Below are 12,630 nucleotides of genomic sequence, written 5' to 3' on the forward strand. Positions count from 1 at the left end.
CATATAGGATGCAATCGCGCAGAACATTCGTGAAACTGGCTGGCACCATGGGTATCGGTGGAATGATGCCCTTCAACAACTTATTACACCAACAATCAACAGGTCAATCAATGAAAATAAAGTCAAAATGGGCTGATGGCTCAAGATTGGCCGTTTCCATTTCCATGCAGTTTGAAGCAGGCGGCCAACCTGAAAATGCAGAAAGTCCGTTCCCGAAAAATCTTGAAAGAGGATTTAAAGATCTGCCCGCTATCACATGGTATGAATATGGCTACAAAGAAGGTATTCCAAGGATGTTAGACAATTGGGATAAATATGGCATCAAGGTAACCTCGCACATGGTAGGTACGGCCGTGCTGAAGAACCCGCAGCTGGCTAAAGAGATCGTGGAGCGGGGGCATGAAGCAGCGGCCCATGGGATGAACTGGAGTTCACAATACAACCTCCCATATGATGAGGAAAAAAAGTTCATCAAGGATGGCGCCGATGCTATTAAAAAAGTCACCGGTGCATCACCGGTGGGTTACAATGCCAATTGGCTACGGCGGGGAGAAAATACACTGAAAATTTTACAGGAACTCGATTTCAGGTACCATATCGATGACCTGAGCAGGGATGAACCTTTTATTATTCAGGTGAATGGCAGCGATTTTGTTGTAGTGCCCTATACATTACGCAACAACGATATTCTTTTGATAGAGGGAAAAAACTTTTCTGTAGACCAATTTTTCAATCAGGTAAAACAGGAATTCGATCAATTATATGTGGAAAGCGAATTTAAAAGAAGACAGCTGTCCATCAGTTTTCATGACCGGATCGGCGGAACACCACAGATGGTGAAAATTACCGGCGATTTGATCAAATACATGCAACAACACTCCGGTGTTTCCTTTAAAAGGAAAGACGAAATTGCTGAATTAACACTGCACGATAAGTCCAGCATTCGCGAATAATATTTCTGTAAACGACTGATCAAGTGCTCACCGGGAACCGATCCGAAACATATAGTAATAGGTTATTATTCCATTGCATTAAAAAAAACAACGGATGGCAAAATGAAATACGGCCAGCTGGAGTATGATTTCAATACCGGTATTATGAGTTTTATGGCGCCCGGACAGGTATTAAAGATTGAAGCAAGAGAAGGAAAACCACTTGTACATTCAGGCTGGCTGTTACTTGTTCATCCCGATTTTTTATGGCGCACGTCTTTGGCGCGAAAAATAAAGCATTACGAATATTTCGGATATTCGGTAAATGAGGCGTTGCATTTGTCGCAAAAAGAAGAAGCTGTCATCGTAGGCATTATTCAAAGCATTGAACAAGAGTACCGTTCGAATATCGATCCCTTCAGTCAGAATGTGATCATTCCCCATCTTGAGTTACTCCTCACATATGGTGAAAGATTCTATCATCGCCAATTCATAACCCGTAAAATTGCCAACCATAAAATACTCGAACGGCTGGAAGATCTTCTAACTTCATGGTTTAATAGCGATGACTTACAAAAGAATGGCTTACCTACCGTTCAATATATTGCCGGTGAGTTGAATGTATCGCCGAACTATTTAAGTGTGTTATTGAAAACACTCACCGGGCAAAGTACGCAGCAACATATACACGATAAGCTGATTGAAAAGGCAAAGGAAAAATTATCAACGACCAGTTTGTCGATAAGCGAAATTGCCTGGGAACTGGGGTTTGAACACTCGCAGTCGTTCAATAAATTATTCAAGAACAAAACGAATCTGTCTCCGCTGGAATTCAGGCAAGCCTTCAACTGATCTTTCTTATAAGACAGTTTATAAACGGCTACAACTACCAGAGATTTGGCTACAGCAATAAAATTCATGGTGCCGAGCTTTGTGTCATTGAATTTATTTGATAAATAAAAGCCAGTAATTATGAAAGTTGTAGTAACAGGTTCCTTGGGAAATATCAGCAAGCCACTTGCAACAGAATTGGTACAAAAAGGCCATCAGGTTTGCAGAGGCTTTTAAAAAGGGTTAATTAAGGTACCACTTAAGCCGTTTTGAGACCGGACAAGGCTTAACCCTTGCAAACAAAAAAAGCTATTCTGAAAAGAATGGCTTTTTTTGTTTCAATAAATGATCTTCAATTCGTTCAGTTCGAATTTGGTAATTTCGGAAATTGAGAAAATAACCAATGAAAGAATTATCAAACTACCAGGAAACCGTCACCTCTTTGTTGAATCAACAACAGTTTAATGAAAATGACCTTGATTACTCCATTCTTGAAAAACATATAAGGATACTTGAGAATATGGCGCTCATCGGCAATAGCGCCATTAGTGTTTTTGATATGTACAAACAGGAACATGTATTTTACTCCAACAATTTCGGCCGGTTAATTGGATACGACATAAAAGAACCAGCACATTATGGCCCACATTTTTTGCAGGACAAAGTGCATCCCGATGATTTTTGGGAATTAACCATGAATGGCATTTCAATATTGAAATTGTTTTTGCAATTTCCGCCACAAGAACGTGCGAACTTTAAATTCATTAATGAATACCGAATATTAAAAGCAGACAATACCTATATAAGGGTTGTTGAACAGGATCAGATCATGACATTTGATGGCTGTGGCAATATGTGGTTGTCACTGGGGATTATTGATATTTCCCCCAACCAGGATCTACAGGAACCCTTAAAAAGCCAGGTATTCAATTTCAGAACGGGCGAAATGATATCATTGCAGCAGGAACGAAAGAAAAGAGAGGTTTCTGTTTCATTAACCCAACGGGAACTGGAAGTGTTGAAATTGGTAAAAACCGGATTCTTAAGTAAGGAGATCTCACATAAACTTGCTATTAGTATTCATACCGTGAATACCCACCGCCAACGCATTCTTGAAAAACTTCACGCCGACAACTCCATGGAAGCCGTTGTTTTTGCATCGGATATGGGATTGATCTAATGACTGATATACTGATTAATCAGTATTGTGGGAAAAGGCGCATGTAATGATTTTTGTGTCATCAAAATTTAAACCGATGACCGCAACAAGTAAAGATTGGAAACAACCCGGTTATAAGATCTTCACGATTTTTGGCGCTAAAGGAAAAGTGGGGATTGAACTTTTAAAGATCTTGTCAGCTAAAAGTATTTACTGCCGTGCTATAACGAGAGATCTGAACAACATTCCTAAATTACCGAATGTCACCTGGATGGGTGGCGATTTAAATGATCTTGATTCTGTATATAACCTGGTAGCTGGAAGTGATACCATATTTCTAAATACTGATTTTGCGCCCAATATGGTTCAAATGCAGGGGCAGGTTATTGAGGCTGCTAAACACGCTGGCGTAAAACATGTTATCCGGCTTTCTTATGGATTGCTACCCGAAGAAATATTGAAAAAATCAAACTCTCCGGTGCACATGCAACATATACTGATCGATCAGGCCCTCATTGATTCCGGCTTATCCTGGACAATCCTTCGTCCAAGTGGATTTATGCAAAACTGGTTATATGATCAGGCGCTCACTATTAAAAATGAAAGGAAGATTTATGAAGCCCAGGGCGATGGCAGATTACCCTATATAGATACCAGAGATATCGCGGAGATCATTGCTGCCCTTTTTGCACAGGGGGAAAAGCATTATAATAAAATACACGAGCTTACTGGAAGCGAAGCGATTAATTTTTATGAGGTGGCGACCGCCATCAGCCAGGCTATTGGCGAAAAAGTAACTTATATAGCAGAGACCCGCGAAGCAACCATACAAAGGTTCTCAAAAAAAGGATATCCCGAATGGGCAATTGAGTTGCTGCTGTTTTTTGCCCAAAGTCAGCAACAGGGAAAACTGACAGCTACTACAGATACTGTAAAAGAAATTTTGGAAAAGCCTGCTCGTGATATTTATACATTTACCAGGGATCATGCGGAATGGTTTAAATGACGTTAAGTGGCGGGCTTGATCAAGCAATTGCCGGCCGGGCACAGGGGCACCAGTTATTTTGGCACATTCAATTCTTTGATTTCGAGTAAAAAGATCACTAAGGCCGATAGGTGTTCGTATATTCTCCCGTACGCGGTACAATCTTCCAAAAGAGGAAAATTTTCAAAGGGCTTCTCTAACAAGAGGAGCCCTTTTTCTTTGATGTTATTGAAGTAGCGCGAAATTTTCAGATATGGATTCCTGAGATTCGTTAATACAGGTATTGCCTGCTAAAGTTTTATCAAAAGGCTCGTGTGGCCTTTTGGTAAGATTACTAATTGCCGTTTCCAATGTTCCTTTTCCGGCAGAAACCTATACGTCGTTTATTTTTTAGCTTTTTGGGCAGCCACCAGTTTGTCAATAATTTTCAAATAAAGCTCCGTCGGTACCTGTCGCTCGTATTCATACTTTGTTTTATGAGCTATCACCAGATCAAGTTTTGGGATAACAGTAATAAACTGTCCAAATGCTCCACTGGCAGTATAAGCGCCTTCATATACGTCATTATCAAAAGGCGCATCCCAAACCCACCACAGATAACCATAACCAAAATGAAAATAAGCAGTCTTGTTTTGCTCAGCCTCTTTATAGGTAGTAACAGATACAGTTGTAGTTGTTACCCAGTTTGCCGGCAGCACCTGCTTGTTCTTCCACTTGCCTTTTCTAAGCATGAGATAGCCTAACCTTGCCATATCACGGGTCGAGAACCACATGTGATAAGCAAGATATTTTGACTTTGTTGTATCGCCAGTTTTTCGTTGTGCGCCCATTCTCCAGTCTTGCATATGTAAAGGTTTAGCCAGCATAGAATCAATAAGTTCATAAATACTTTTCCCTGTCTGCTGCTCAAGAATATAACCTGCTATATTAAAATCCCAATTATTGTACAGCCAGAAACTGCCAGGTTGCACGCTGCCTCTTTTGGGAGCCATAGCCGAAGCATCACCTTCATTGCTTGCCGGATGATAAACACCTGAACGGGCGGTGAGTAAATCTTTTATGGTAGCCTTCATTTCAACAGGCAGTAACCCACCTACATCATTAAGCCTCAGTTGTTCAATAGTGGTATTCAGCTTTATCTTCCCATTCTCAACAAAAGGTCCATATAACATCGAAAGAACACTCTTTCTACAGGATGCCAGATAGCTAAGTTCCTGTACATCTCCATAGTCAACCAATATTTTACCACTTTGAACTACCATAAACCCTGTTGTATGAGCACTGTCAATAATAAATTGCCGGAGTTGTTTAAGCAACGTGTTATCCCATCCGTAATCGCCGGGATTGATAATTCGATCCCAGGTAATATCAGGATATACTTCAATTGAGTTGTTGGGCGCAGGCGTTTGAGCAACAGAAAAAAATGGAAGTAGCAAACCCCATAATAGCAACTTTTGCATAATAACACTTATTGTAGATAAAAATTAATAGTCGATAACAGTTCAGCACATTTTCATCGTTGGCATCAATACTGTTATATAAATAAAGATATGGGGAATTTCGGGTACCCATAAATGGTTATTGCACTTAGCCAGCAAATTCAAGGAGGAGTTCGATCTGGCTCAGCGCTATCCTGGCACACCCCACCTGTAGCCTCATAAGAAACCATTCTGGCCCTTATTTTACCTTTAACAAGGACAAAGGCGCAACCAAAGGCTTTTAAGGCCTATTATCGACTAGATGCTGCCGGCAGAGGTGTAAACCATACCATAACGAGGCTGCAGTGATAGTAAGTCCTGGTCGTACGCTCTCCAGATCCTTGTCAGATTCTCGCCAGATATACTACCACAGGCCATTTCCCGCCTAAGAATGCCACCAGAATCCCATCCGAATCCCATAGGCTATGGCATTCTGGTGCGATTCTGGTGGCAGTTTGGTGGGATATGTAGTATATAAATAGCCTATTTACTTAGGATCTGCACTATGTCTGACAGGATCTTCAATTAAATGCCTTTTTCTTACCTTCAATGAGAAAATCGTATGAAAAGCATCCAACCGCATAGCATTAAAACCATATCGGAATATCACAAACTTATGGAGATTCCCCAACCGGAACATCCATTAATTAGTGTGATCCCTTTTGAATTGATCAAGTGCAATCCAGGATCCGAGCCGAAACATATAGTAATAGGTTATTATTCCATTGCATTGAAAAAAACAACGGATGGTAAAATGAAATATGGCCAGCTGGAGTATGATTTCAATACAGGCATTATGAGTTTTATGGCGCCCGGCCAGGTACTAAAGATTGAAGCAAGGGAAGGAAAACCACATGTGCATTCGGGCTGGCTGTTACTTGTCCATCCTGATTTCTTATGGCGCACGAATTTGGCGAGTAAATTAAAGCAATATGAATATTTCGGATATTCGGTAAATGAGGCGCTGCATTTGTCGGAAAAAGAAGAAGCTATCATCGTAGGCATTATTCAAAGCATTGAACAAGAGTACCGTTCGAATACCGATCCCTTCAGTCAGGATGTGATCATTGCCCATCTTGAATTACTCCTCACATACAGTGAAAGATTCTACCATCGTCAGTTCATTACCCGTAAAATTGCCAACCATGAAATACTCGATCGGCTGGAAGTTCTTCTTACTTCATGGTTTAACGGCGATGACTTACAAAAGAATGGTCTACCTACCGTTCAATATATTGCCGGTTCATTGAATGTGTCGCCGAACTATTTAAGTGTATTATTGAAAACACTCACCGGGCAAAGCACTCAACAACATATCCACGATAAGCTGATTGAAAAGGCAAAGGAAAAATTATCAACGACCAGTTTGTCGGTAAGCGAAATTGCCTGGGAACTGGGGTTTGAACATTCCCAGTCGTTCAATAAATTATTCAAGAACAAAACTAATTTATCTCCGCTGGAATTCAGGCAAGCCTTCAACTGATCTTTCTTATTAGGCAGATTATAAACGGCTACAACTACCAGAGATTTGGCTACAGCAATAAATTTCATGACACCGAGCTTTGTGTCATTGAATTTATACCAAAATAAAAGCCAGTAATTATGAAAGTTGTAGTAACAGGTTCCCTGGGAAATATCAGCAAGCCACTTGCAATAGAATTGGTACAAAAAGGCCACCAGGTTACAATAATCAGCAGAAGTACTGAAAAACAAGAAGACATAAAAGCGCTCGGCGCCCAGGCTGCCATCGGCTCTGTGGAAAATGTTGATTTTCTGACACAGACCTTTACAGGTGCGGATGTTCTGTACGCCATGATACCGCCTAATTTTTCCGAGTTGGATCAGGTAGCATATTACCGCCGCATCGCCATCAATTATGCAATGGCTGTTCAACAATCGGGTATTAAACAGGTGGTACACCTCAGCAGTTATGGAGCGCATTTAGAAAAGGGAACAGGATTTATACTAGGTGCCCACCATGGAGAGCGTATCTTTAATGAGTTACCCAATATCAGCATTACTCATTTGCGCGCAGGATTTTTTTATACCAATTTATACAGGTTCATAGATATGATCAAAGGAGCCGGCTTTATGGCTTCAAACTATGGGGGTGATGATAAGTTGATCTTAGTTCATCCAACAGATATTGCGACCGCTGCCAGAGAAGAAATTGAAAGTCAACCCGCCGGTAAGAAAATACGCTATGTGGTAAGCGACGAACATACGGCCAATGAAGTGGCCCATATTATAGGAACGGCTATAGACAAACCCGATCTGAAATGGATAATTCTTTCCAATGAACAAATGCGCGAAGGCTTGGAAAAGCAGGGAATGCCGGTACCTCTTATCGAAAAGTTTGTTGAAATGGGCTCGAGCGCGCACAGCGGTGCATTAGGGGAAGATTATGAACGGCAAAAACCCATACAATTGGGAAAAATAAAAACCGAAGATTTTGCAAAGAGTTTTGCAGAGGTGTTTAAAAAGGTTAATTAAGGTACGGCTACTGGAGCCGCTTTTCTTCTAAAAAAGGAAAATCTTTAAGGGCTTCTCTATTAAGAGGAGCCCTTTTTTTGATTAAAAACCAAAACCCTCTTTGTTCCTTTTGATAATTGCGGCTTCGGTTCTTGGAATTAGGGCCTCAACGCCAAAGTTGACCACCTCCGCCTGTATCTCCTCAATGAACGGACGAAAACTATGGTTGTATTCCAGAAACGTTAATTCATAATTACCCTGGTATTTCCGGAAAGCATCAGCCAGGGCTGCTGCCCCATCTATGGCCAATGATCCGCCTCTGCCAGCAGCCGGGGAAGCGCAATAGCCGGCATCACCCACCAGTGCCACTCGTCCTTTGCTCCACGACGGCATTTTCATTTGACATAGTTTGTCAAAATAAAATGTTGTGGATTGCTGTACCTCCTCCAATAATTCCGCTGTTCGCCAGCCGGCTCCTTTAAACTGATCCAAAATAATATGCCGCTGCTGCTGTTCGTTCCGGTAGTCATAGGGAATTTCCTGCGCCGAAAAAAAGGCGAGGCATATATCCGTTTTTCCGTTGTAAGTATTAAGCATGACCGTTTTACCCGGCTCGCTATACAGTTGTGTGGTATACTCAGGAATGAGTAACTTATCCACGATAGTAATAGAGAAATAGGTTTGCAGGAAATGAGAAAATTGCGCTTCCTCCCCGAACCAGTGTTTCCGTACAACCGAATGGATACCATCGCAGCCAAATACCAGTTCAAAAGCCTGTGGTGAGCTATTCTTAAAGGTTACGTCCACATGGTCTTCAGTTTCCTGTAAACCGGTGATACTGTCGCCATAAATGAAAGTAACATCGTCTTTAACCGCCTCATACAGCATTTCTAACAATACATCCCGCTCTATTTCGTATTCCATTTCTCCATGGTTTCCGCGGCTTACATCCAGTCTTTCTGTCACATCAGCTGCATTTTTAAATTCCATGGATCCCATCGTGAGCCTGTTCGACCTGATCTCGTCTAATAAACCCATCCGCTTAACGATGTCGATGGTATTACCCAGGATGTTTACCGGTGTGCCTCCTTTTTTAAGACCCGCAGCAATCTCAACGATAGTAACCTGGTAACCGAATTGATTCATCCAGTAAGCAGTAGAAAGTCCTGCAAAGCTTGCCCCTGATATGAGTACTTTTTTATGATTGGCTGTTTTCATTTTATACGAATTTCCTTTTGCTGCAAAGGAACAGCGTACTCACTATGCGATGTAGGGCTAAACAGTGTAAGTCTTGGACTAATCGAGGTTTTTGTTGCGAAAACTCAAAGGAGCCATGCCTGAAACTTTGGTGAACAACCTTGAAAAATAGGTATAATCATCATAACCTAATGTGGCGGCTATTTCTTTAAGCGACTGATCGGAATGGAATAACAGGCGCTTAGCTTCCAAAATAACGCGCTGTTGGATATGATGTGATACGGAGAGGCCGGTGACGTTCCTGACGCATTCATTCAGATAAGGGGTAGAAAGATTTAGCTGCTGTGCATATTTAGCAGGCTGTTTGAGCTGCCTGAAATGAAGCGCCAGGGCCTCCCGGAAAGCTTTAGTAACCACTTCAGCCCTGGATAATTTACCAGTTGGCGCCCATATTTCTAAATATGATGCAATCACCAATGCAACGAGCGCATTGATCTGGTCTTTGAGCAGGGAATGATAGAGTTGATCTTTTCTTCGTTCTGTTAATCTGATACAAAGTGATGCAGCTTCGACAAGCAACGCATACGCCTCTGGGTTCAACGGCATGGGGGCTGCCGGCGCAATATCTTCCAACAATTTGAGATATCCCGGATGAAGGTTTTCGTTATTGGCCGCCCATGCGACGACAGTAACATTTTCAAACCCTATGATGCGATGTACCTGGTCGGGATGCATATAGATGACCGAAGGGGAATGGATTTTGTATTGTTGAAAATCTATTTCCATTGTCACATTTCCTTTTTCGAGCAGAAAGAAGGAATGACGGTCGTGCCGCTCCGGTTGTTCCCATTCTCCCAATTCAGGCAACTGCTCAAAAGATATCCGTTCAATGGTGATACTTTCGCCAGACTCGCCGCCAAATTTATTTACAGGGATGGACCTGGCGTTTTTGCGCATTGCTCTATCTTTTTACAGGCAAAGGTAGGATTTCAGTTTATCGTACCCATGAACTGACATTTTCCAGTTCGAATATGGTGTTTTCGGATATTGAGAAAATAGCCAATGAAAGAATTGTCAAACTCAGGAAACTGTTACCTATTTGTTGAATCAACCACAGTTCAATGAAAATGAACTTGATTATTCCATACTTGAAAAACATATAAGTATACTTGAGAATATCGCTCTGATCGCAATAGCGCCATATCAATCATGCCATATAATTTTGCATTATTCCATTGAAAGCAAGGTAACATGTGCAGCTACGGCGCTCCATCTTCCATTTCTTTTTGCATATAGATCCGAGTAGCAGTTTTTGCCGGTTGATTCTTTATTATTCATTCTTAAAATGAAAGTAGTTTTACAGGTTATCAGCCCCATATCCCCAAATAGGCGTACGCCTACACTGTCAATATGTACCGATACGGTTTCCACTTCCGGAGAATGCAGGCTATGCAACACCTCTGTTTTCGTCATGTTGATCCCGCGGGGATTTACCAGTATAAAATCGTCGGCCAGTATTTTACTTAAGGTTAAAGAATCTCTTGCAGGATAGGACTTTAACCAGGCTTCATTCAGACTTTTAATAGCTTCAATATCCTTCGATTGTGAAAAGGCGGTATTTAAAATAAAAACAAACAGCATTCCTGTCAGCAATCGTTTCATTTTTAAGGATTAAGTTTTATAAAATGTGATGGGAATTTCTTTGACAACTAAGTTAACAGAAAATCGTAAATAACTCCCCACACACGGTGCAAATGGCAAATCCCAAACTGAAAAGTTTGGGATTGCTTTTTAGGGATTGATTGCAAAACGTACCTATGTGTTCCGGGTATGTTAAATACTCCGAACAGTGCCTGCATCAACTCGCAGCAGAGCGCCACTTACGTAATCTGCATAAGGACTGGCCAGATAAACTACCGCGGCAGCTACTTCTTCCTGCCTTCCAAACCGGCGGGCATCATTGGGTACCAATTCCTTTACTGCATTGCGCTCCATTTCTTCCAGCTCAGTACCCCACCCTTTCTGCGGTGCTGCGTGACGAAGCCACTGCTCAACGCCCGCATTCATAATGGCGCCGGGAGCTACCACATTTGACGTAATACCGGTACCGCTTAGTTGCCTCGCCAGGGATACACTTAAGTTATGACGTGCGGCAAGACTTGCATTGTAATGCGGCAGATCAGCTATTGGTTGTATCCCTAAACCGCCGCCCATATTGATAACCCTGCCCCATCCCTGTTTTTTCATAGTAGGCACTATCCGCTGGATCATGCGCACGTAAGATATAACATTCACATTATACACGTTCAGCCAGTCCTCGCAGGAAGTATTTCCCCATGAAGTATGTGCATAAAAGCCAGCATTGTTTACCAGTACATCTATTGGCCCACCAGCCAATGCAAGCCTGGCCACATGGTCAGCGCCCTCATCGGTTGCAAGGTCACCCAGGGCAGCTTCAGCTGTACCGCCTGCTTCTATGATCCGCTGCACTACGGCATTGGTGCGATCTTCGTTACGTCCATGCACAATCACGTGTACGCCCTCATTTGCCAGCATAACGGCAATAGCCTCTCCCAGACCGGCGCTGGACCCTGTTACCAGCGCACGTCTGCCTTTTAATTTGTAATCCATATTATAGTTTATTTAATCCTGACTATTCATCAATCACCCCTGGGAAGGGGGTTTCCCAAAAGCTTTTTTATACGCGAAAGAAAAATGGGACAGGTCTTCAAAACCCAGGTCCAGGTAAATATCTGACGCCGCTTTACCTTTTCGGGCAATCAGGTAATTAGCCTCTTCCAGCCTTTTCTTTGTAAGCCAGCGGCCGGCAGTGGTATTGAATTCCTTTTTGAAATCTCTTTTGAAAGTAGATAAACTGCGGCCTGTGAGAAAGGCCATTTTATCCAGCCCTACATTATACCGGTAATGCCTGTTCATAAATGCAACCAGATCTATTTTCCCAGGGGCATCGAAATCAAACAAAGCATTTCCGATCATGGGTGTCGTTTGTAGCAAGAGCAGCACCAGTTCTTTTGCTTTCAATACTACAATAGCATCCTCGTAAGCTCCCTTCGCATTTGCATATGGAACAAGGCTATTTACATAGTTTTCCAAATAGGAATTGGGCTTTAGGAGTTCAACATCTTTTCCCAGGTAAGGCTTTTTATGATGCTTACCATACAATCCGGCCATTTCTCTGAGTGTTCCCTGATCAATATGTACAGCAATAGATTTAAAGCCATGCTGACCAGGGCGCTTTACATATTTGGTCAACTGATTTTTTCTGAAAAAACGAAAATCTCCCGCCTTAAAAACATAAGTTTCATTGCCTGACCACACTTCCTGCATGCCCGATACAAGATAACTGAAAAGGTGATCTGTCACGAATGACTCACCTTCCGTTAAATTACCACCATAATTATTGAAGAGAATAATTGGCTTTTGCAGGTTCTTTATATCATTAATGTCAACCATCGCATTATGTTTACAATACAAAGCTCGCTAAATCCACGACTTCAGCATTTGTTTAACGGGTCAATCTGGTTTGTTTAAAAGGTCATGATCCTGCATTTAAAA

12 protein-coding genes are annotated in these 12,630 nt (G+C 41.9%); 6 read left to right on the top strand and 6 right to left on the bottom strand.

The genetic code is table 11. The features are described 5' to 3' along the window. Positions 1-8: 8 nt before the first annotated feature. From J7I42_RS00090 to J7I42_RS00105, 4 genes are all read left to right on the top strand, one after another. The gene (locus tag J7I42_RS00090; RefSeq protein ID WP_209136710.1) at positions 9-953 is read left to right on the top strand and encodes a polysaccharide deacetylase family protein; all 945 of its coding nucleotides are present in this window, start codon (positions 9-11) and stop codon (positions 951-953) included. Between the two features lie 102 nt (positions 954-1,055). Beyond that, a complete protein-coding gene (locus J7I42_RS00095; protein WP_209136712.1) occupies positions 1,056-1,784 on the top strand; it encodes a helix-turn-helix domain-containing protein in 729 nt (242 codons plus the stop codon). A gap of 382 nt (positions 1,785-2,166) precedes the next feature. After that, positions 2,167-2,943, top strand: a complete 777-nt coding sequence (locus tag J7I42_RS00100; protein ID WP_209136715.1) for a response regulator transcription factor — start codon at positions 2,167-2,169, stop codon at positions 2,941-2,943. A gap of 76 nt (positions 2,944-3,019) precedes the next feature. Continuing rightward, positions 3,020-3,928 (top strand): NmrA family NAD(P)-binding protein, encoded by a 909-nt coding sequence (locus J7I42_RS00105; RefSeq protein ID WP_209136724.1) that lies wholly within the window; start codon positions 3,020-3,022, stop codon positions 3,926-3,928. Between the two features lie 362 nt (positions 3,929-4,290). On the opposite strand, the gene J7I42_RS00110 is transcribed toward J7I42_RS00105, so the two are convergent. Beyond that, a complete protein-coding gene (locus J7I42_RS00110; protein WP_209136725.1) occupies positions 4,291-5,367 on the bottom strand; it encodes a serine hydrolase domain-containing protein in 1,077 nt (358 codons plus the stop codon). Positions 5,368-5,947: 580 nt separating this feature from the next. Here J7I42_RS00110 and J7I42_RS00115 point away from each other — a divergent pair. Beyond that, positions 5,948-6,868 carry a helix-turn-helix domain-containing protein gene (locus J7I42_RS00115; RefSeq protein ID WP_209136726.1) on the top strand — a complete coding sequence of 307 codons (921 nt, stop codon included), beginning with the start codon at positions 5,948-5,950 and terminating at the stop codon, positions 6,866-6,868. Positions 6,869-6,987: 119 nt separating this feature from the next. Continuing rightward, a complete protein-coding gene (locus tag J7I42_RS00120) occupies positions 6,988-7,878 on the top strand; it encodes an NAD(P)H-binding protein (RefSeq protein WP_209136727.1) in 891 nt (296 codons plus the stop codon). A gap of 81 nt (positions 7,879-7,959) precedes the next feature. On the opposite strand, the gene J7I42_RS00125 is transcribed toward J7I42_RS00120, so the two are convergent. From J7I42_RS00125 to J7I42_RS00145, 5 genes are all read right to left on the bottom strand, one after another. Then, positions 7,960-9,075 carry an FAD-dependent monooxygenase gene (locus tag J7I42_RS00125; RefSeq protein WP_209136728.1) on the bottom strand — a complete coding sequence of 372 codons (1,116 nt, stop codon included), beginning with the start codon at positions 9,073-9,075 and terminating at the stop codon, positions 7,960-7,962. A gap of 78 nt (positions 9,076-9,153) precedes the next feature. Further along, positions 9,154-10,011 (bottom strand): helix-turn-helix domain-containing protein, encoded by an 858-nt coding sequence (locus J7I42_RS00130; RefSeq protein ID WP_209136729.1) that lies wholly within the window; start codon positions 10,009-10,011, stop codon positions 9,154-9,156. 270 nt (positions 10,012-10,281) lie between these two features. Then, positions 10,282-10,716, bottom strand: coding sequence for a nuclear transport factor 2 family protein (locus J7I42_RS00135; RefSeq protein ID WP_209136730.1), 435 nt, complete (start codon positions 10,714-10,716; stop codon positions 10,282-10,284). Between the two features lie 171 nt (positions 10,717-10,887). Then, the gene (locus J7I42_RS00140) at positions 10,888-11,685 is read right to left on the bottom strand and encodes an SDR family NAD(P)-dependent oxidoreductase (protein WP_209136731.1); all 798 of its coding nucleotides are present in this window, start codon (positions 11,683-11,685) and stop codon (positions 10,888-10,890) included. A gap of 33 nt (positions 11,686-11,718) precedes the next feature. Continuing rightward, positions 11,719-12,528: an AraC family transcriptional regulator gene (locus J7I42_RS00145; protein ID WP_209136732.1), complete on the bottom strand. Its 810-nt coding sequence runs from the start codon at positions 12,526-12,528 to the stop codon at positions 11,719-11,721. Positions 12,529-12,630 lie beyond the last annotated feature (102 nt).

The organism is Niastella soli (assembly GCF_017742245.1).
GTDB lineage: Bacteria > Bacteroidota > Bacteroidia > Chitinophagales > Chitinophagaceae > Niastella > Niastella soli.

Coding starts and splice junctions, on each gene's coding strand:
- J7I42_RS00130 (WP_209136729.1), bottom strand. CDS start 10,011: ATGCGCAAAAACGCCAGGTCCATCCCTGTAAATAAATTTGGCGGCGAG.
- J7I42_RS00140 (WP_209136731.1), bottom strand. CDS start 11,685: ATGGATTACAAATTAAAAGGCAGACGTGCGCTGGTAACAGGGTCCAGC.
- J7I42_RS00115 (WP_209136726.1), top strand. CDS start 5,948: ATGAAAAGCATCCAACCGCATAGCATTAAAACCATATCGGAATATCAC.
- J7I42_RS00100 (WP_209136715.1), top strand. CDS start 2,167: ATGAAAGAATTATCAAACTACCAGGAAACCGTCACCTCTTTGTTGAAT.
- J7I42_RS00095 (WP_209136712.1), top strand. CDS start 1,056: ATGAAATACGGCCAGCTGGAGTATGATTTCAATACCGGTATTATGAGT.
- J7I42_RS00105 (WP_209136724.1), top strand. CDS start 3,020: ATGACCGCAACAAGTAAAGATTGGAAACAACCCGGTTATAAGATCTTC.
- J7I42_RS00090 (WP_209136710.1), top strand. CDS start 9: ATGCAATCGCGCAGAACATTCGTGAAACTGGCTGGCACCATGGGTATC.
- J7I42_RS00135 (WP_209136730.1), bottom strand. CDS start 10,716: ATGAAACGATTGCTGACAGGAATGCTGTTTGTTTTTATTTTAAATACC.
- J7I42_RS00145 (WP_209136732.1), bottom strand. CDS start 12,528: ATGGTTGACATTAATGATATAAAGAACCTGCAAAAGCCAATTATTCTC.
- J7I42_RS00110 (WP_209136725.1), bottom strand. CDS start 5,367: ATGCAAAAGTTGCTATTATGGGGTTTGCTACTTCCATTTTTTTCTGTT.
- J7I42_RS00120 (WP_209136727.1), top strand. CDS start 6,988: ATGAAAGTTGTAGTAACAGGTTCCCTGGGAAATATCAGCAAGCCACTT.
- J7I42_RS00125 (WP_209136728.1), bottom strand. CDS start 9,075: ATGAAAACAGCCAATCATAAAAAAGTACTCATATCAGGGGCAAGCTTT.